This is a genomic window from Rhodanobacter sp. UC4452_H20 (assembly GCF_052978205.1).
Window position 1 is genome coordinate 3,022,264 of sequence record NZ_CM129662.1, and the last position, 19,314, is coordinate 3,041,577.

The 19,314-nt window shown below is 68.4% G+C and carries 13 protein-coding genes; 5 read left to right on the top strand and 8 right to left on the bottom strand.

Translation table 11 applies throughout. The annotated features are described in order from the left end of the window. The first annotated feature begins 72 nt into the window (after nucleotides 1–72). Nucleotides 73–1,083 (top strand): two-component system sensor histidine kinase NtrB, encoded by a 1,011-nt coding sequence (locus tag ACVCMC_RS14060; protein WP_447097749.1) that lies wholly within the window; start codon nucleotides 73–75, stop codon nucleotides 1,081–1,083. Next, entirely contained in the window at nucleotides 1,076–2,545 is a 1,470-nt protein-coding gene (ntrC, locus tag ACVCMC_RS14065; RefSeq protein WP_447097750.1) for a nitrogen regulation protein NR(I), read from the top strand. The genes ACVCMC_RS14060 and ntrC overlap by 8 nt, the downstream gene beginning before the upstream one ends. Before the next feature lie 195 nt (nucleotides 2,546–2,740). Here ntrC and ACVCMC_RS14070 read toward each other — a convergent pair whose 3' ends face one another. Next, nucleotides 2,741–6,589 carry a GH36-type glycosyl hydrolase domain-containing protein gene (locus ACVCMC_RS14070; protein ID WP_447097751.1) on the bottom strand — a complete coding sequence of 1,283 codons (3,849 nt, stop codon included), beginning with the start codon at nucleotides 6,587–6,589 and terminating at the stop codon, nucleotides 2,741–2,743. 281 nt (nucleotides 6,590–6,870) lie between these two features. On the opposite strand from ACVCMC_RS14070, the gene ACVCMC_RS14075 reads away from it, so the two are divergent. The 3 genes from ACVCMC_RS14075 to gnd are packed head-to-tail and all read left to right on the top strand — an operon-like array spanning nucleotide 6,871 to nucleotide 10,701. Beyond that, nucleotides 6,871–8,187 carry a glucoamylase family protein gene (locus ACVCMC_RS14075; RefSeq protein WP_447097752.1) on the top strand — a complete coding sequence of 439 codons (1,317 nt, stop codon included), beginning with the start codon at nucleotides 6,871–6,873 and terminating at the stop codon, nucleotides 8,185–8,187. Next, nucleotides 8,187–9,710, top strand: a complete 1,524-nt coding sequence (locus tag ACVCMC_RS14080; protein ID WP_447097753.1) for a mercuric reductase — start codon at nucleotides 8,187–8,189, stop codon at nucleotides 9,708–9,710. Before ACVCMC_RS14075 ends, ACVCMC_RS14080 begins: the two co-directional genes overlap by 1 nt. A 52-nt stretch (nucleotides 9,711–9,762) precedes the next feature. Next, nucleotides 9,763–10,701 carry a phosphogluconate dehydrogenase (NAD(+)-dependent, decarboxylating) gene (gene gnd, locus ACVCMC_RS14085; protein WP_447099508.1) on the top strand — a complete coding sequence of 313 codons (939 nt, stop codon included), beginning with the start codon at nucleotides 9,763–9,765 and terminating at the stop codon, nucleotides 10,699–10,701. A gap of 700 nt (nucleotides 10,702–11,401) precedes the next feature. Here the strand turns inward: gnd and ACVCMC_RS14090 are convergent. The 7 genes from ACVCMC_RS14090 to ACVCMC_RS14120 all read right to left on the bottom strand — a co-directional run bounded on the left by ACVCMC_RS14090 (nucleotide 11,402) and on the right by ACVCMC_RS14120 (nucleotide 19,269). Then, entirely contained in the window at nucleotides 11,402–12,145 is a 744-nt protein-coding gene (locus tag ACVCMC_RS14090; protein ID WP_447097754.1) for a hypothetical protein, read from the bottom strand. Further along, nucleotides 12,138–13,160, bottom strand: a complete 1,023-nt coding sequence (locus tag ACVCMC_RS14095) for a helix-turn-helix transcriptional regulator (RefSeq protein ID WP_447097755.1) — start codon at nucleotides 13,158–13,160, stop codon at nucleotides 12,138–12,140. Before ACVCMC_RS14095 ends, ACVCMC_RS14090 begins: the two co-directional genes overlap by 8 nt. 50 nt (nucleotides 13,161–13,210) lie before the next feature. Further along, nucleotides 13,211–15,286, bottom strand: coding sequence for an AAA family ATPase (locus tag ACVCMC_RS14100; protein ID WP_447097756.1), 2,076 nt, complete (start codon nucleotides 15,284–15,286; stop codon nucleotides 13,211–13,213). A 716-nt stretch (nucleotides 15,287–16,002) separates the two neighbouring features. Next, nucleotides 16,003–16,353 carry a hypothetical protein gene (locus ACVCMC_RS14105; protein WP_447097757.1) on the bottom strand — a complete coding sequence of 117 codons (351 nt, stop codon included), beginning with the start codon at nucleotides 16,351–16,353 and terminating at the stop codon, nucleotides 16,003–16,005. Between the two features lie 210 nt (nucleotides 16,354–16,563). Further along, the gene (locus tag ACVCMC_RS14110) at nucleotides 16,564–17,109 is read right to left on the bottom strand and encodes a DUF488 domain-containing protein (RefSeq protein ID WP_447097758.1); all 546 of its coding nucleotides are present in this window, start codon (nucleotides 17,107–17,109) and stop codon (nucleotides 16,564–16,566) included. Nucleotides 17,110–17,112: 3 nt separating this feature from the next. Next, entirely contained in the window at nucleotides 17,113–17,325 is a 213-nt protein-coding gene (locus tag ACVCMC_RS14115; RefSeq protein WP_447097759.1) for a DUF2945 domain-containing protein, read from the bottom strand. A gap of 69 nt (nucleotides 17,326–17,394) precedes the next feature. Then, entirely contained in the window at nucleotides 17,395–19,269 is a 1,875-nt protein-coding gene (locus ACVCMC_RS14120; protein ID WP_447097760.1) for a phospholipase D-like domain-containing protein, read from the bottom strand. Nucleotides 19,270–19,314: the final 45 nt, after the last annotated feature.

A 19,314-nucleotide genomic window follows, 5' to 3' on the forward strand; every position in this document is an offset into this window, starting at 1 on the left:
CGGGGGGTCGTGCCTGCGGCGGGGCGGTCCCCGGCATTTGCACCAAATGGATACATTGCCCATGATGGTGCAATGAGCGATCTGGCGTGGCAGACATGGGCACAGCAGCTGGCAACCGGCATCGTGCTGGTCGACGCCCGGCTGCGCCTGCGCTGGCTCAATCCGGCGCTGGTCGAAGGGCTGGAACTGGGCGTGCGCCACCCGTTGGGGCAGCCGCTGACGTTGCTGTTTGCCGACGGTGACGAGGCTGTGGCGCGGGCGGCGCGGGTGCTGGCCGCGCAGCGGCCGGCGCAGTGGCGCGCGGTGCCGCTGGCCGCCGCGAACGGCCGCGAGATCCGTGCGGACATCGCGCTGCAGCCGTTCGACGATGGCCTGCTGCTGGAGGTGCACGTGCTGGCCGAGCCACTGTCGGCGAGCTCGCCGCTGTCGGCCACCCTGCGCGGTTTCGCGCACGAGGTGAAGAACCCGCTGGCCGGCCTGCGCGGCGCTGCGCAACTGCTGCAGCGACGGGTCGACAACGACGACCTGCAGGCGCTCGCCGGCATGATCATCGACGAGGCCGACCGGCTCGGCACGCTGGCCAATCGCCTGCTGCACCACGACGGCGCCGCGCGGCTCGGCCCGGTCAACATCCACCAATTGCTGGAGCGCCTCGCCGACCTGCTGCAGGCCGAGCCGGCGCCGCCGCAATGGCGCCACGACTACGACCCCAGCGTGCCGGACCTGCTCGGCGATGCCGATCGCCTGCACCAGCTGCTGCTCAACCTGGCGCGCAACGCGCTGGAAGCCGGCGCCCGCACGCTCACCCTGCGCACCCGCGTCGAACACGGCGTGCGCCTCGGTGAGCGGATGCTGCGCACGGCGCTGCGGCTGGAGCTGATCGACGACGGCGCCGGCATCCCGGCCGGCCTGCGCGACACCTTGTTCGAACCACTGGTCTCCGGTCGCGCCGACGGCACCGGCCTGGGCCTGGCGCTGTCCCGCGAGATCGCCCGCGAACACGGCGGCGAACTGCGCGGCGCCAGCCGCCCCGGCGAGACCGTGTTCACGCTGTACCTGCCGCTGGAGCGCGCGCATGACTGACCGGACGAAGATCCCTGCAGGAGCGCACCTCGTGCGCGATGCTCCTGCGTCACGCAACGACAAGCATCGCGCGCAAAGTCCGCTCCTGCAGGAAATCTGGATCGTCGACGACGACCGCGGCGTGCGCTTCGTGCTGGCCGAGGCCCTGCGCGATGCCGGCCTCGCGGTGCGCGAGTTCGGCGATGCCAAGGCGGCGCGCGCGGCGTTGCGCGACGAACGCCCCGCGCTGCTGCTCACCGACGTGCGCATGCCGGGCGAGGACGGCCTGAGCCTGCTGCACGACCTGCAGCAACGCGCGATCGGCCCGGTGATCGTGATGAGCGCCTACACCGACGTCGCCACCACGGCGGCAGCCTATCGCGCAGGTGCGGTGGATTACCTGGCCAAGCCGTTCGACCTCGATCACGCCGTGGCCGTGGTGCAGCGCGTGCTGGCCAGCGCGGCGAACGTGGCCGCGCCGGCTCCCGCCGCGCCGGTCGCCCGCCACGCCCTGCTCGGCGACAGCGCGCCGATGCGCGAGGTGTTCCGGCTGATCGGCCGCGTCGCCGCCAGCGACCTCAACGTGCTGGTCACTGGCGAAACCGGCACCGGCAAGGAACTGGTGGCGCGCGCGCTGCACGAGGAGAGCGCGCGCCGCGAGCAACCCTTCATCGCACTGAACACCGCCGCGATCCCCAGCGAGCTGCTGGAGAGCGAACTGTTCGGCCACGAGGCCGGCGCGTTCACCGGCGCCACCCGCCGCGTCGCCGGCCGTTTCGAGCAGGCCGAGGGCGGCACGCTGTTCCTCGACGAGATCGGCGACATGCCGCTGATCCTGCAGACGCGGTTGCTGCGCGTACTGGCCGGCGGCGAGTTCTACCGGGTCGGCGGGCGCGAACTGATCCGCTGCAACGTGCGCATCGTCGCCGCCACGCATCAGGATCTTTCCGCGCGCGTCGCCGCCGGCGCATTCCGCGCCGACCTGATGCACCGGCTCGACGTGGTGCGCATCGAACTGCCGCCGCTGCGCAGCCGCCGCGGCGACATCGCGCTGCTGGCGCAGCACTTCCTGGCCGCCACCGCGCAGGAACTGAAATTGTCGCCGAAGCGCTTCTCCAGGGCCGCACTGAAACTCGTCGCCCAGCGCGACTATCCCGGCAACGTGCGCGAGCTGGAGAACCTGTGCCGCCGGCTGGCGGTGATCGCGCCGGGCAGCGAAATCCTGCCCGGCGACCTGGGCGACGCTGCGGACACGGCACGCGGCGGCGAATGGACCGACGCATTGCGCGAGTGGGCCGCGCAGGCGCTGGCCGATGGCGAGGCGGACATCCATGCCCGCGCCCGCGAAGCGCTCGACCAGACCCTGCTGCAGGCCGCGCTGCAGGCACACGAAGGGCATCGGCAGAACGCGGCGCAGGCGCTCGGCGTGGGACGCAACACGCTGACCCGCAAGCTCGGTGCCTCGCGCACGCGGCGACGTTGAGTTGGCCCGCGGCCGGCGGGCGGTGCCCGCCCTACACGGAACCCCTCTCGCCGTTCATCCTGAGCGTAGCCGCGCAGCGGCAAAGTCGACGGGTCGGGGCCGACGCGCGGCTTCGAAGCGGTGACGTAGGGCGGGCACTGCCCGCCGCTTTCGCGGATCGCGAATCCGGGAAAACCATCGCCCGCGAGCGGGCTCCTACGAGGGCGGATGGCCCAGCGTGATGCGCAGGCGGTGCGTCGCGCCATTGGTGGCGAGGGTGACGGGTTCGGCGGCGTCCAGCGTCTGGCCGTCCATTTCCACCCGCTGCACGCCGCGGCAGACGTGGTCGGGGTTCTGCACGCCGATCTCGTGAAGCGTGCCGCGATGCCGGTAGCTGATCCTGAAGCCGGGCCAGGCTTTGGGAATGCACGGATCGATGCTCAGCCGGTCGCCCCTCAAGTGGAAGCCGAGCAGCGCCTCCAGCCCGGCGCGGTAGAGCCAGGCGGCGGAGCCGGTGTACCAGGTCCAGCCGCCGCGGCCGATGTACGGTGCCACCGAATAGACGTCCGCACAGGCGACGTAGGGTTCGACCTTGTAGCGTTCGACGGCCTCGGGACTGTCGCTGTGACGGATCGGGTTGAGCAGGTCGAACAGGCCGCCGGCACGGTCGCCGTCGCCGAGCCTGGCCCAGGCGAAGATCGACCAGATCGCGCCATGCGTGTACTGCCCGCCGTTCTCGCGCACGCCGGGCGGGTAGCCCTTGATGTAGCCGGGGTCCTTCTTGCCGTCCTGGTCGAACGGCGGGGTGAACAGTCGCGCGAGCTTGTGCTCGTGGTCGATCAGCAGGCGGTCGACCGAATCCATCGCCTGCACCGTGTGTTCGCGGTTGGTTGCCTTGCCCAGCACGCTCCACGATTGCGCGATGGTGTCGATGCGGCATTGCTCGCTGTCCTTCGAACCCAGCGGCGTGCCGTCGTCGTAGTAGCCGCGGCGATACCACGCGCCGTCCCAGGACTGCTCCAGTGCCGCGCGCAGCGCCGTGGCGCAATCGCGCCAGTGCGCCGCGCGCGCATCGCCGCGTGCGGCGGCCACCGGCGCGAGCGCGTCGATGGTGGCCAGCACGAACCAGCCCAGCCAGCTGCTTTCGCCACGGCCCTCCGCGCCGACCGCGTTCATGCCGTCGTTCCAGTCGCCGGTGCCGATCAGCGGCAGGCCGTGCGCGCCGCGAGTGAGGCTGGTGTCGATCGCCAGCGCGCAGTGCTCGTACAGCGTCGCCTGCCGGTCGGACACTTCGGGCTGGAAGAAGGCATCGGTGGCGCCGTCGGGGATCGCCTGGCCCTGCAGGAACGGCAGCTTTTCGTCCAGCACCGCGCGGTCGCCGCTGACCTCGACGTAATGCATCGCCACATAGGCCAGCCACACGCGATCGTCGCGGATCTTCGTGCGCACGCCCTGGCCGTGCGGCGGCAGCCACCAGTGCTGCACGTCGCCCTCGGGAAACTGGCGCCCGGCGGCGCGCAGCAGGTGCTCGCGCGCCAGGTCGGGGCGGCTCACGCACAGCGCCATCACGTCCTGCAACTGGTCGCGGAAGCCCCAGGCGCCGCTGGCCTGGTAGTACGCGGTGCGCGCCCACAGGCGGCAGGCGGTGACCTGGTACAGCAGCCAGTCGTTGAGCAGGATGTCGAGCGCGCGGTCGGGCGTGCCGACCTGCACGGTGTCGAGCAGGTCGTTCCATTGCGTCGCGATGCGGGTGAGCAGATCGTCGACATCGGCGTGGCGGTACTTCGCCACCAGCGCGCGCGCGGCGTTCTCGTCGCCGCCTTCGCCGAGCAGGATGGTCAGGTCGAGTTGCGTGCCCGGCGGCAGTTCCACGCGCGTCTGCAGCGCGCCGCACGGGTCGAGTCCGGCGCCGAGGCGACCGTCCAGCGGGTGGTCGTGATGCAAGGCCGCCGGCTGCGCGGTGCTGCCCAGCGCGCCGAGGAAACTCGCCCGGTCGCCGCTGAGCGACTGCTGCGCGCCGGCCAGGTCGAAGAACGCCACGCGCTCGCCGAAATCGGCGCGCCAGCGGTTGCGGGCGAACAACGCGCCGCTGGCCGCGTCGCGCGCGGTCGCCACGAACGGCGCCGGCGTGCTGCCGTTGGCGCCGAGCGCCCATTCCACGTAGCCGGTGATCGACAGCCGCCGCGTGCGGCCGGACCGGTTGACCAGGCGCAGCCGCGACAGCTTGACCGGATCGTCCGGCGCCACGCACACGGTCAATGCCAGCGCGATGCCGTGGGCGTCGTTGCAGAGTTGCGTCCAGCCCTTGCCGTGCGTCGCCGTGCAGCGCGCGCCGGGCACGCGGATCGGCAGCGCGCCGGCGCTCCACAGCTCGCCGTTGTCCCTGTCGCGCAGGTAGATGATGTCGTGCGGTTGATCGCTGACCGGGTCGTTCGGCCACGGCGTCAGCGCGTTCTGCTGGCTGTTGGTCGACCAGCTGTAGCCGCCGCCCTCGGCGGTGACGGTGCAGCCGAAATGCGGGTTGGCCAACACGTTGGTCCACGGCGCAGGCGTGGGGCGCGCGTCATCCAGCTCGATGCGGTAGGCACGGCCATGCTCGATGAAACCGCCGTGGCCGTTGGGAAACTCCTGCACCGGCTCGTCCGGTGCGACGACCGCGGCGGGCGTCCCGGCGCGGATCGGCGCAGCGGCGGCTGGCGTCGCGGCGGCGGGTGCAGCGGTGGCCACGGTGTCGGCGTCGACCACCACGCGCGCGGCGGCGAGCAAGGCGTCGCGCTGGTCGGCGGCGATGGCATCCTCGCGCAGGCAGAACAGCTCCACCTTGGGCAAGCCTTCGCAGCCCTTCAGTTGCGCCTGCTGCGCGTCGATGCGCGGCGCCAGGGCAGCGCGCGTGGCGTCGTCCTCGCCGAGGCGATCGAGCACCACCACGTCCACCGCCAGTTGCTGCGCGCGCCACCAGCGCTGCGCCAGCAGCAGCGCATCCAGCCGCTGCAGCGCCGCGGCACCGTCCGCGCGCAGCAGTGCGATCGGGCGATCGCCGGAGATGCTCAGCCCCCACAGCGCCGGTGCGCCGCCGTGACCGCGCGCGCGATCGTCCGGCGCGGCGCGCTGACTCGCATCGCTGACCAGCAGCGCATCCTGCCAGCGGGCGAAGCACGCGGCCTGCGCATCGTCGATGCCGAGTTGCTGGCGTTGCCCGCGGGCGCGTGCTGCGGCATCGGTGAACAATCGCTCGGCGGCCTGCGCATCCTGCATGCGCGCGTGCAGCGCGAGCGCGCCCTCGCGCGAGTCGGCCAGCTGCGTCCACAGCAGCAGTACGACGCGGGCGCCCGGCGCGAGGGTGAAGTTCCGGCGCAGCGCCCATACCGGGTCGAGCACGCAGCCGGTGGTGCCGGACAGCGCCACGCCGGGAGCCATCGCGCACGCATCGCGCAGCGTGCGGCCGCGGCCGAGGAAACGCGCGCGGTCGGTCTCGCGCTCGGGCGCGCCGGCGGTGTCGCCGAGCAGTTGCAGGGCCTGCGCCGCCCATACCGTGGCCTGGCTGTCGCTGCGCTTGCGCCGGGTGGCCAGCAGCAGTTGGCGCGCGTCATCCCAGTCGGTCTGCACGAACATCTTGGAGTACGCCGGGTGGCTGTCGTCGTCGCCGCGCGGGCCGAGCACCAGTTCGGCGTAACTGGTCAGCGACACGCGGCGATGGCGGTCGCCGTGGTTGCTCAACACCAGCCGGCGCAGTTCGATGTCGGCATCCGCCGCCACCGCCACGTCCAGTTCGTGATGCAGCAGCTGGTGGCGGCCGGCGTAATGCGCCAGCCCGGGCGCGAAGCGCACGGCATCGTCCGGCCGCGACACGCCCAGCGGCTGCGCGGTGACCGACCACACCTCGCCGTCGTCCTCGTCGCGCAACAGCAGAAAGTTGCCCCAGGGATCGGTGACCGGGTCCTCGCGCCAGCGCGTCACCGCCAGTTCGCGCCAGCGCAGGAAGCCGGCGCCGCTGGGGCCCAGCATGGTGGTGAGGCGACCGTTGCCGAGCAGGTGGCGGGGCGGTGGGGATGCATCGGTGGACATGCGGACGGCTCCTGCGGCTGCGGTGCAGTCGGATCGGGCGAGGGGGCGAATGGCATGCGCATGAGCGCAAAAACCTGCGAGCCGGTCAGTCCCGCGCAAGCGAAAGGTTCCCGCCCTGCGCGGGCATGGCGCGCGTCCAAGCCATTCGGCGAAACCGCTCCAGCCTGCGGCGCGCGTCGGCAATGCAACGTGAAAGTGCCGCTCTACACGCCACGCACGCACTTGTCGTCGCACACTGGCAGGCAGTTTGCCGTTCCACCCCAGCTGCCAGGATGCCGCCGATGACCACGCTGTGCTCGCTCTCCGATGACGCCATGCTCGACCGCCTGCAGCGCGCCGCGTTCGGCTACTTCACGGAGACGATGAACCCGCGCAACGGGCTGATCCCCGACACCTCGCGGCCGCACTCGCCGGTGAGCATCGCGGTGGTGGGCTTCGCGCTGTCGTGCTATCCCGCGGCGGTCGCGCGCGGCTGGATCGAGCGCGCCGAGGCGGTGCGCCGCAGCCTGCTGGCACTGCGCTTCTTCCACGACAGCGACCAGAGCGGCAGCCCCGCGGCCACCGGCTACAAGGGCTTCTACTACCACTTCCTCGACATCGACAGCGGCGCGCGGGTGTGGCAATCGGAGTTGTCGATGATCGACAGCGCGCTGCTGATCGCCGGCATGCTCACCGTCGCCACCGCGTTCGACGGCCCCGGCGCGGAGGAAACCGAGCTGCGCGAACTGGCCGATGCGCTGTACCGGCGCGTCGACTGGCGCTGGTCGCAGGACGACGCGCGCACCATCTACCAAGGCTGGAAACCGGAGAGCGGCTACCTGCACTACGGCTGGGAGGGCTACAGCGAGGCGATCGTGCTGTACGCGCTGGCGCTGGGCTCGCCCACCCATCCGATTCCCGCCGACTGCTACGCCGGCTGGACCGCGACCTACCAGTGGGAGAACCTCTACGACCAGGACTTCCTCTACGCCGGCCCGCTGTTCGTGCACCACTACTCGCAGGCTTGGCTGGACCTGCGCGGCGTGCGCGACCGGTTCATGCGCGAAAAAGATTCCGACTATTTCGAGAACAGCCGCCGCGCGGTGGCCGTGCAGCGCCGCTACGCCGAACTCAATCCGCAAGGGTTCATCGGCTACGACCGCAACTGCTGGGGCCTGTCCGCCTGCGACGGCCCCACCGACGAACAGCTCGACGTGGCCAACGAGCAGCGCCACCTGTTCGGCTATGCCGCGCGCGGCGTGCCGTACGGGCCGGACGACGGCACCCTGTCGCCGCCGGCGGTGCTGGCCTCGCTGCCGTTCGCACCGCAGCCGGCGCTGACCGCGCTGCGCACCATGCTGCTGCGCCATCCGCAGATCCTCGGCGCCGATCGCCTGGCCACCAGCTTCAACGCGAGCGTGGACGGCGGCGATGGCGGGCCATGGATCTCGCCGGGGCATTACGGGCTGGACCAGGGCATCGTCTTCATGATGATCGAGAACCACCGCAGCGAGTCGATCTGGCGCCTGATGCGCGGCTGCCACCCGCTCGCCAGCGGCCTGCGCAAGGCCGGTTTCAGCGGCGGCTGGCTCGACGCGCCGGTCGGAGGAGTCCGCTGATGGCCACCCGCTACGACGCCAGCATCAGCACCCCGCAGGACGAGGACGAGCGCGAGCGCCTCGCCGCGGTGGGCCCCACCTCGTGGATCAACCCGGTACCGGAGGCGCCGTACCAGCTGGTGATCCTGGGCGGCGGTTCGGCCGGGCTGGCGGCGGCCGACGCGGCGGCGACGCTTGGCGCGCGCGTGGCGCTGGTCGAACGCCACCTGCTCGGCGGCACCTGCTTCAATACCGGCTGCGTGCCTTCCAAGAGCCTGCTGCGCACCGCCGCGGTGTACGCGCAGATGCGCGACGCCGCGCGCTACGGCGCCGAGCCGCCGGCCGCGGTCACGGTGGATTTCGCCGCCGCGATGGCGCGCCTGCGGCACATCCGCAGCCACCTGGCCGGCACCGTGTCGGTGCGCCACCTGGCCGAGCGCGGCGTCGACGTGTTCTTCGGCAACGCGCAGTTCACCGGCCCGGACAGCCTCACCGTCAACGGCCAGCCGCTGCGGTTCCGCCGCGCGCTGGTCGCCACCGGCGCGCGCCCGCAGCTGCCCGACATCCCCGGCCTCAAGCAGGCCGGCTTCCTCACCAACGCCACCGTGTTCGACCTGACCGAGCTGCCGCCGCGGCTGCTGGTGATCGGCGGCGGCCCGCTGGGCTGCGAGCTGGCGCAGGCGTTCGAGCGCTTCGGCGCCAAGGTCACCATCGTGCAGAACATGCCGCTGTTCCTGCCGCACGAGGAGCGCGACGCGGCGCAGACCCTGTCCGAGGCGTTCGCCCGCGATGGCATCGAGGTGCGCCTGAACACCGAGGTGGTGGCGATCCGCACCGAAGGCGCGGAGAAGGTGGTCGACCTGGTCACCGACGACTACCACAGCACGATCCGCGTCGACGCGATCCTGGCTGGCGTCGGGCGCCGCCCGAACGTGCACGGGCTGGCGCTGGAGGCCGCCGGCATCGACTACGACGAGACCGCCGGCATCACCGTCGACGACCACCTGCGCACCAGCAACCGGCGCATCTTTGCCGCTGGCGACGTCTGCCTGGAAGCCAAGTTCACCGACATCGCCGAGGAATCGGCACGCATCGGCGTGCGCAACGCGCTGCTCGGCGGACGCGAGCGGCTCAGCGAACGGGTGGTGCCGTGGTGCACCTATACCGATCCGGAGATCGCCCACGTCGGCCTGTACGTGCGCGAGGCGAACGCGCGCGGCATCCCGATCAAGACCTACACCATCCCGATGCACCAGGTCGATCGCGCGATCACCGACAGCGAGCAGGACGGCTTCGTCAAGCTGCACGTCAGCGAAGGCAGCGACCGCATCCTGGGCGCCACCATCGTCTCGCGCGACGCCGGCGACATGATCAGCCAGGTCACCCTGGCGATGGTCGCCGGCGTGGGCCTGCGCACGCTGGCGAAAGTGATCCACGCCTACCCGACCAAGACCGAGGCGATCCGTCTCGCCGCGATGGCGTACAACCGTCGCCGGCTGAGCGGCCGCCTGCTGGCGCGCCTGCGCCGCTGCCTGCCGCATTGAGCGTGCGCGGTCATCTCACGCGCGCTTATCGCCCGACCACCTAGAATCGCGAATCCCCACTCTCCACCTCACGCAAGGAGCTTCCATGCAACTGGGCATGATCGGTCTCGGCAAGATGGGCGCCAACATGGCGCAAAGGCTGCTCAATGGCGGTCACCAGGTCACCGGCTTCGACCCCAACGCAGACGCGCGCAAGCAGCTGGAAGGCAAGGGCGGCGGTTCGGCCGCTTCGCTCGAGGCACTGGTGCAGGCCTTGCCCGCGCCGCGCGTGCTGTGGCTGATGGTGCCCTCGGGCAAGGTCACCGACGACACCGTCGCCGCGTTGCTGGCGCTGCTGGACAAGGGCGACACGATGATCGACGGCGGCAATTCCAACTACAAGGATTCGCTCGGCCACGCGGCCAAGTGCAAGGAAAAGGGCGTCAACTACATCGACTGCGGCACCAGCGGCGGCGTGTGGGGCCTGGCCGAGGGCTACAGCATGATGGTCGGCGGCGACGAGAAAGTCGTCGATGGCCTGAAGCCGATCTTCGAAACCTTGGCGCCGGGCAAGGACAAGGGCTGGGGTCGGGTCGGCCCGGTCGGTTCCGGCCACTTCACCAAGATGGTCCACAACGGCATCGAATACGGCCTGATGCAGGCCTACGCCGAAGGCTTCTCGATCCTCAAGCACAAGGAGGAATTCGGCCTCGACCTCGCGCAGGTCGCCGAGATCTGGCGCTACGGCAGCGTGGTGCGCTCCTGGCTGCTGGACCTGGCCGCCGACGCGCTCAAGAAAAACCCGCAGATGGACGGCGTCGCCCCCTACGTGGTCGACTCCGGCGAAGGCCGCTGGACCGTCGACGCGGCCATGGAACTGAGCGTATCGGCCCCCGTCATCACCCTCTCGCTGATGGAACGCTACCGCTCCCGCGACGACGACTCCTTCGCCGACAAGCTGCTCTCCTCGCTGCGCAACGAGTTCGGCGGGCACGCGATCAAGAAGGAGTGACGCTGGCGCGTCGCGCCGGCTGCGGGGACCAATCTCCCCGCACTCCGTCATGCCTGTGAAGGCAGGCATCGCACTTCGCCCGACGACGAGCCCCTTCGCAGGAGCACGCTCGCGCGCGATGCTCTTGTTGCACTACAAAGCGAAGAGCTTTCGTCTGCCTTCGGCAGCCGAGTCACTTTCTCTTGGCGTGGCCAACGGCGGCGTAGGGCGGGCACTGCCCGCCGGCTTTCCCCGCATTCAGAATCAAGAGCGGTCGATCGCCTTCGGCGACCGAGTCACTTTCTCTTTGCGTGGCCAAAGAGAAAGTAACCAAAGAGAAAGGCCACCCCGCTTGGCGCTTGCCGGGCATCCTGCCCGGCAAGTCCGTGAGCCGGGGTCGGGCTTTTCGACAGCACATCCATGTGCTGGCGAAAAGGCATCGGCATCCTGCCGATGCCCGCTGCGCGGCCTGTCGACCCCGACTCACCGCCGCACAGGGGCCCCGGGTAGAGCAGCGGGCCATCCTGGCCCGCACTATTCAGAAGAGCGGGCTCCTCGCGCCTTCGCGCATCCTCGTCCCCGTCATGCCTGCGAAGGCAGGCATCGCACTTCGCCCGTCGTGCTGGCCGAGCAAAGGCGCCGGTAAATGACGTTCTTGCAGGAGTGCGCATGCGATGTTCGACGGCGAGTGCGGGTCAGCTGCTGGTTCAACGGAGTCCCTTTACCGTGTTGAGTCCGCTGCGAGTTCGGATTGGATCAGCTTGGATATGACCTTGACCTTGGGAGCGCGCCAGGACAGATGCGGTATGCCGATGAACGTAACGCAGTCGCGCGGGTTCCCTTTCGCAACAGACGAACCGCTCGTGCTGAACGACTTGATCTGAGGATCGTCGCCTTTGGTCACTTTCGACATGGTGTCGTCCCAACGCGTATCAGTAGGATGAAACCTGTCCCACAGCAGGCCGAAGGCAGAACCGCGGCGACTTATACCGGACACGATAATGAAGCGGGGACGCACGATAGATAGCATCAACTCGTGCAAGGGCCAGATGGCTTCGACGTAGTCAGAGACGGGCCTCCCGAACCTCTTCCTCTTCCATTCGCAAATGTCTTCCGAACAATCGGGGAACAGGTTCGTCACAAACAGCTTGCTCTCCCATCCGTCTTTGAAGCCTAGCCCTTGCGCCAGCTTGCAGAGATTGGGCCAGTAGTTTCCTTCCGCATTTCTGAGCGGGTGGTCCTGAGATGTGGAGGACGGAATTCCTTCCGCGGTTTGGCGAATCGAGTCGCCACCGCCTCCCCTCGGATTGAACCCCAGCACATAAAAGTCGCCCTCGCGTAGAGCGCTCGGTGGGCACTGGATGATGTCCCCTGGTATGTCCAGGCATGGATAGACACCTGCAGCCCCCTCCAAGCATCTGATGGCCTGGTCAGCGAAGGCTTTGAGGTCAATTTCGCTACTCATCGTCACTCCCCCTGTGGCGCCTTGCGGCAGACTGGTAAATCTCAAGCAGCGCATGTCGCAAGGGAGCGGGCACAACAACCTCGGCCTGATCCCCAAACCCCAACACCCACCATCGCAGCTGCGACGTGTCGTGCACCGTTGCGCTGATGCGCACCCAACCTTCGCGTTTGTCCCTGGTGATGACCTGATCCTCGCTCAACGGCGTTTCGTGGAGGTGTTCGGCGGCTGGTGCTTCCATGCGCAGGATCAGCTTGATGGGTCCGTTGTCCATGAAGCCGAGTACGCCGGAGTGGGCATAGGCCTTCAGGTCGAAGCCTATGAGCGTGCGAGAGGGCTCGTTGAGCAGGCGGGCTGCATCGATGCGGTGTAGCGCCAGCAGGCGTGGATCGGTGTAGTCGTTGATGGTGCAGACGAGGTAGCCGAGCATGCCGCGGTAGATCAGACCGAAAGGGTGGACGCGGTAGTGGACGGTGTTGTCGGAGCTGCGGTTGCGGTAGCGCAGTTCGAGCTGGTGCTCCTGCGCGATCCCTTCGTGCACAACCGCCATCGTCTTGTTGCTGACCTTCGGTGGCAGCAATGGCTGTGTGGGCTGCACAACGGCGACGCGCTTGTTCCAGTTTGCCAGGCGGCGCTTGCCCAAGGCCTGTCGCAAGGTGTTGTCGGCCTGCTGGAAATAGGGGTGCAGCGGTTCCAGCAGGTGCGCCGGCAGCAGCGGGCGCAGGTGGGTTTGCGCCAACGTCAGCACCATCGCCTGCAGCGGCGACATGCCGGGTAGCGAAAACTGGGGCGCGTCCTTGTGCCAGCTCCATCCGAACGGCTTGCTGCGTTCGTCGGATAGCAGTGGGAACACGGCCGACAGGGAAGCGAGATCGCGTTCCACGGTGCGCTTGGTGACAACGTGGTCCTCGGCGCGCAGGAGCTCGGCCAGATCACGCGCGGTGATCTTTTGCGGGTGCCGGGGGATCGACTGCAGCATCAACCATTGGCGGCTCAGCGATGCCTGGGTGGTGGCCATCGGCAAAATCCAGTCGGAGGTCCCAAAGCATGACTCTAACCCTGAACGTTTCAGTGCACGAACCCGATCGCGCGATGCGTGATTGGCTTGTAGCGACATTCGGTCGCCAGCGCTCCAATCAGAGCATCGACGGTGGGAGGCTCCCCCGAGAGGGAGAGCCGCCGCAAGGCAGTCGCGGCGTCGCCCGGCGTCAGGCCGTCGAGCCGGTCGACGTGACGGCCGAGCACCGGGTCATCAAGTTCAACGGGAAGGTCGAGCACGGCACAGCATTGGCGGAGTAGGGCCAGGCGCTGGGCGGGCTGAAGCGGCCGGAACTCCACCTTGAGGTCGAACCGGCGCAAGGCAGCCGGATCGAGGTTGTCCAGCCGGTTGGTGGTGCAGATCAAGACGCCATTGAAGGCCTCGATCTGAGTCAGCAGCTCATTCGTCTGGGTCGTTTCCCAATGCACGCGCGTGCTGGAACGGTCGCCCAGAAAGCTGTCGACCTCGTCCAGCAAAAGAACTCCGTTTCCCTGCCGCGCTTCGTCGAACATCTCGCGAAAATTGCGTTCGGTCCCGCCCACCCAGCTCGACAACAACGAGGATGCTTGTCGCTGCAGAAGTGGGCGGTCCAGCCTTTCCGCAATCGCCTTGCCGAACGCCGTCTTGCCGCTCCCGGGCAACCCGTGCAACAACATCCGTGCGCCGTGACCCGTTCCCGCCATGGTGTCGATGACTGGCTGGAGGGGGATGTCGGTGTTGAGGAGGTTGAGGTCGTGTTTCAGCACCGGCACCAGAGCGGAGAACGGGGGCGGGGTCACGCCCAGCGTTTTCAAGTAATGACTGGAGAGAATCCGCAGGTTGCGGCGTACCTCGCCACTGCCGTTCGCATGCGCACCAACGGCGGTACTTGCCAGGCGAATCAACATGGCTGGCGACAACTCGCGCTGCCCGGCGTAGCGCCGGATTTCATGCTCGTCGAGTGCCTGTGCTGGCAGTGCCTTGCGCAAGAGGTCGCATTTGGCGCTGGTGGGCAACGAGGATATGTGGAGCACCAGGTCAAACCGGCGCAGGAAGGCTTCGTCCATGTGTCGCACCCCATTGCTGATCCAGATCGTCGGGGTGGGGTTGCGCTCCAGACATTCGTTGACCGTGATTTTGGTGGACACTTTCCGAAAATCGCTGCTGGCCGTCGGAAACAGGTCTTCGGCCTCGTCCACCAACAAGATGGCCTTGCCGGCGACCGGAACGATCCGCTGGAGGTGCCGAACTATGGCAAGCCGATCTCGCGGTGTCATCGATCCCACGGAGTCGCATTCCGTTTCATATAGCGGGCAGTTCAGCTCCGCGGCGACCACAGCTGCAAGTTCGCTCTTGCCGGTACCAGGAGCGCCATACAAGAGCACGTTCGCGCCACGGCGACCGGATGAAAGTGCTTGGCGTAACGAATCGCGCATCAACCGTACTTCGTCATGGAGATGTGGATAATCCCCCAGAGCCAAAAATGGTTCGCGCTTGCGCGGCAGCAGTGAGGCAAGCAGCGCTGTGGCCGATTTATTTGGTCTGACCAGGTTGCTGATCATCCCATTTCTCAGCCGAAGACGTTCGTCGAGAGGTCCAAGTATGCCCTCTGTGACCGAGACTATTGCGCTTTGTACGAATCGCCCTTCAGGGTCGAGTGCCCGCTCGACGTTACCAACTGGCGTATCGAAGACCGCAGCCAGACGCCGATGAAACTGGGAGTCCACGCACGGCCCAATGTACTTGGTTGCGAGTTCACCAAACCCGGCGTGCAGTCGCAGCATGGCCCGGAAGGCGATAACGTCCAGTTCTGTCGAGTTCAAGCCGAAGGATCGCCTCAGGTGTTGCAGGTTGCGCCACAACAGGGCCTTGCGTACTGGCCTTGTGGGTCGCTGCTCGCCTTTGCAAGTAACCGCAGCCAGGATCGCGTCAGGCAATTCGTCAAGTTTCAATTGCTCGGGAAGATCGAGACCAAGAAAACTTGCGACGTCCCACGCAACGGGTTGCGATAGTGACAGGGCCAAAGGGCGACCGCGCAGCATCAGCATGCGCAGGCCCCACTTCACAGGACGCTCACCCCAGATGCTTGAGTCGTCATCATTGGTTGCTGCCGGCTTCTTTCTCATCGCGTCTCGCTCCGTCACGTGGTGCGAGTGTGTACCGGACCTGCGACGAACCGCGTCGCAGCGAAGATTCGCTCTGGGTGGACGACGAGGACGCTTTGTGGCGACCGTCCCTGCCTTGGTTGTTGCCCTTCTGAAAAGTGCTGGCCAGGATGGCCCGCTGCTCTGCCGAGGCCCCTGTGCGGCGGTGAGTCGGGGACGACAGGCCGCGCAGCGGGCATGGCGAGGGCATGGATGCCCGAGTTGAGGCAACGCAGGAGCAGTTGCCCGATGCCCAACAAGCGCCAAGCGGGGTGGCCTTTCTCTTTGGTTATCTTTCTCTTTACTCCGGGCATCCTGCCCTTCGCCCTTCGGGCCGGCTTCGCCGTTCGCACGCGCTCCTGCGCGTGCGTGGCCACGCAAAGAGAAAGTAACTCGGCTGCCGCAGGCAGACGAAAGGTCTTGCTCTGCGCACCCTCCGCCGCGGGGTGACAGCCGAGTACGATGCCTGCCTTCGCAGGCATGACGAGCTGTGGGGGTCGGTCCTTGCGGTGCGAGGGCCGACGTGCGGTGCCTGCCTTCGCAGGCAGGACGGGATGTGAGGTGCAACGTCTGCTTCACAGGCCCCAAGAACCCACGGAAAGTTTCCCGCCGCGCAGGGGAGGGAAAGGCCGGGCTCCACGTCAGCACGTCGAGCTTTCCGCGAGCGTCGGACGCATCGTGCGCTCCCCGGGAATCGGTCAGTGCACGGCGAACTCGCGCACCATCTGCGTCATCGTGCGTGCAACGCAGGCGGCGTCGCAGCGACCGGCGAGGTATCCCGAGCCGCACGTCATCAGCTCGGTGAGGGCGTCTTGCAGCTTCTGTGCTTCGGCGTCGCGCAGGGAGGCGTTGCCGCCGCTGGCGCGTTCCTGTTCGGCGTAGTGACGCACCGTGTCGACCATCATATTCGCCATCTGATCCGCGTCGGTGTCGCCGCGCAGGAAGCCGGGCCCTGCCGCCACGGCCCGATCAATTGCCGCCCGCATCCGCCCGGTCTGGTCGGCTGGCAGCGGTGCGGCGTGCGTGCCCGCATGCGGCTGTTCCGCCATTCGATCCGCTTTCATCGCGTACTCCTTTCATCATCTTGCACCGCAAACATTATGCGCCGCACCGCGAGAACCGCGACGGTTCGTCGCAAGCGGTCGGCCGCTCCGGATCGCCGGCCAGGGGCAATGACGGCCCGGTCAGCACAGGTGGCCAGGACCCTTGCTCCTGAGGGCTGGCGCGCCGATGGCCCGGTGTCGGCGCGAACGGCTGCGCTACAGCAACTCCCCCTGCGCCGCCGCATAACTCAACCGCCCATCCATCACGTGCGCCGCCGAGGTGTACGGATGCTCCGTGGTGTGGGTGGCGTCGAGGATGTGGATGACTTCGATGCCGCGCAGCTTGAGCACGTCGGAGACGATGGAGCGGTGGCAACGCCACCAGACCACTTCGGCGCACATCATGGCGGTGCGCTGGCGGGCGGCGAGTTGCAGCAGTTCGGCGAGGCCGTCGGCGAATTCCGCGGTGGCGGTGTAGTCGGCGTAGCCCTGGAAGGAGGCGTTGCGCCAGGCGGTGTTGGGCGAGTCCGGCTGCACCTTGCGGCGACCGCCGAGTCTGGGAATCCACTGATAGGCAATGCCGTGGGCGGGCAGCGACGCGGCGAGCGCCTCGCTGGCAAAGTGCGGGTGGCGGCGCGAGCCGGGGAAGCGGCGCACGTCGGCGATGGCCTGGATGCGGTAGTGGTCGAGCAGGCCGAGGAACTCCTCCAGCGGACGGGTGGAGTGGCCGATGGTCCAGATCGTGGCGGGGGTGGCGGGCATCGCTCAGTCGATCTTGTGCAGCGCCGCGCCCTTGTGCATGGCGACGTGGTCGGTCTTGTCGCTCTTGATCTCGTACTGCGGATCGTCCTCGCTGCAGTGGCGGGGGTGGCCCTTGTAGTCGGTGTCGCGGGTGTGCACCTTGATGATCTTGCCGCTGACGTGGCCGGCCTCGGAGTTCCAGCGCACGTGGTCGCCGACCTTGAATGCATGGCTCATGGTTGCGTGTCTCCTGACGTGACTCGAACCCCATTGAACGACGCCGCACGTGCAGGCGAGGTCAGCGCGCTACAGGATGCCCTTGGCGCTGCTGCCGAAGGCGGTGATCAGGCGGGTGATGACCCACTTCGGCGACAGGTTGACGTCGGGGAAGTCGCCGACCGGTTGGTAGCATGCGTAGAAGCGCGGGTCGCTGGCGCGCAGCGGCGGGCAGCCGGGCTTGAGGTCGAAGCTGGTGGCGTAGCGGAACGGCCACAGGTCGAAGAACGGCAGGCTCTCGGAGACCGTGCCGATGGCCTGGTTGATGTCGGTGAGCACCGGCACCACCGGACGGCGCGGCGCGATCACCCAGGCGTTCTGCGGCTCGGTGTCGCGCAGGATGGCCTGGCGCAGTTCGTCGGCGAAGGCGTGGTCGTAGACGATCACGCCGGCCTCGGTGTTGTAGTGGTCCGAGCGCGGGTCGAAGTTGTGCGAGCCGACCATGCTGAAGTCGTCGTCGATCACGATCGACTTGGCGTGCAGGCCGGAGCGCCGGCCCTCGCTGCGCAGCGGCGCCGGGCGGTTGCCGCTGCCGCTGCCGAGCAGGTGGAAGCGCGTGCGCGAGGCCTTGGCGGGGGTGGCGGTGGCGGCCGGCACCTGCGCGGTGTCGGCGTCCAGGTTGGCCAGTTCGTAGTCCACCGCGGGGCCGGGCGCGTGCGGCTTCAGCTCGTGAATTTCGAAGCCGAACTTCTTCAGGTAGCGCTTGCGGTGCTTGTACGACATCGCGTAGACGGCGAACGCGTCGGTGGAGGCCAGCGAGTTGGTCGACACGATCACCCGCGGCGGGTCGGCGCGCCGGTGCAGGCGGCGGAAGATGCCCTGGGCGCGCCGGCTCATCACCAGGTACGGCGTCTGCAGCAGTACCTCGTGGCGGGCCTGGCCGATCATCTGCATGATGTGGCGGGTGAACGCCGCGGTGCGCTTGCCGCCGGGGTCGTCGGTCTTTGCCGGCAGGTCGCTGAAGTATTCGACGTTGCCGACCCGCAGCGACGGTTCCACCAGCCACGCCCGCAGCCAGGCCGGGTCCTCGGCGGCCTGCAGCAGCTGGGCGACCCGCTGGGGTTTTCGATAATGCGGCTGGGGCCAGCTCGGCGCGGCGCGGTCGGCGACGATGCGCTGGTTGACGTCGCGCAGGTGGGTCAGCGGCACCGCGCGCTTGTGCCGCCAGAACAGCTCGAAGCTGCTGGCCATCGCGGTGGCGGCAGGACCGCCGACCATCACGTCGCGGTCGACGTAGTTGAAGGTGTCGTCCCAGTTGAAGTAGCGGTCCTGGTAGTTGCGCCCGCCGGTGATGCCGATGGCGTCGTCCACCAGCAGCAGCTTGTTGTGCATGCGCTGGTTGAACTGCATGAAGCAGCACAGCACGCCGGCGGCGAAATCCAGCGGCGGCGTGCGCGCCTTGTGGAAGGTCGGGTTGTACAGCCGCACCTTGAGGTTGGCGCTGGCGCGAGCCAGCGCGTCGAGCAGGTCGGGGTCGTTGAAGGAGAACAGCTGGTCGGCCAGGATGCGCACCTGCACGCCGCGGCGCGCGGCGCGCACCAGTTCGTCCAGCACCAGCTGGCCGACGTCGTCCTGGCTCCAGATGTAGGTCTGCACGTCGATCGAGCGCCGTGCGGCGCGGATCAGGTTGATCCGCGCGGCCAGCGCCGGCTCGCTGTCGCCGAGCAGGGTGACCACGTGCACCGGGTGCCCGGCGGTGGATTCGGCCAGCGCCTGGTCGGCGGCCTGCAGCAGCGGCGAGGGCTGCGCGCAGTGGTCGGCCTGGTGGCAGGTTTGCTGGCGGTCGACGGTGGCCGCCACCACCGCGTCGGCGCGGCGGATCTGCGCCTTGGACAGCGTGCAGCCCTGCAGCACGGTGGCCAGCAGGAGCAGCGGCAGGGCGAGGCGGCGAAGGTCGCGGAACATCGCCGCATGATAACGGTTGTGTGCCACCGTCCCGTGACGATGCGC

Coding starts and splice junctions, on each gene's coding strand:
- ACVCMC_RS14060 (WP_447097749.1), top strand. CDS start 73: ATGAGCGATCTGGCGTGGCAGACATGGGCACAGCAGCTGGCAACCGGC.
- ntrC (WP_447097750.1), top strand. CDS start 1,076: ATGACTGACCGGACGAAGATCCCTGCAGGAGCGCACCTCGTGCGCGAT.
- ACVCMC_RS14070 (WP_447097751.1), bottom strand. CDS start 6,589: ATGTCCACCGATGCATCCCCACCGCCCCGCCACCTGCTCGGCAACGGT.
- ACVCMC_RS14075 (WP_447097752.1), top strand. CDS start 6,871: ATGACCACGCTGTGCTCGCTCTCCGATGACGCCATGCTCGACCGCCTG.
- ACVCMC_RS14080 (WP_447097753.1), top strand. CDS start 8,187: ATGGCCACCCGCTACGACGCCAGCATCAGCACCCCGCAGGACGAGGAC.
- ACVCMC_RS14090 (WP_447097754.1), bottom strand. CDS start 12,145: ATGAGTAGCGAAATTGACCTCAAAGCCTTCGCTGACCAGGCCATCAGA.
- ACVCMC_RS14095 (WP_447097755.1), bottom strand. CDS start 13,160: ATGGCCACCACCCAGGCATCGCTGAGCCGCCAATGGTTGATGCTGCAG.
- ACVCMC_RS14100 (WP_447097756.1), bottom strand. CDS start 15,286: ATGAGAAAGAAGCCGGCAGCAACCAATGATGACGACTCAAGCATCTGG.
- ACVCMC_RS14105 (WP_447097757.1), bottom strand. CDS start 16,353: ATGGCGGAACAGCCGCATGCGGGCACGCACGCCGCACCGCTGCCAGCC.
- ACVCMC_RS14110 (WP_447097758.1), bottom strand. CDS start 17,109: ATGCCCGCCACCCCCGCCACGATCTGGACCATCGGCCACTCCACCCGT.
- ACVCMC_RS14115 (WP_447097759.1), bottom strand. CDS start 17,325: ATGAGCCATGCATTCAAGGTCGGCGACCACGTGCGCTGGAACTCCGAG.
- ACVCMC_RS14120 (WP_447097760.1), bottom strand. CDS start 19,269: ATGTTCCGCGACCTTCGCCGCCTCGCCCTGCCGCTGCTCCTGCTGGCC.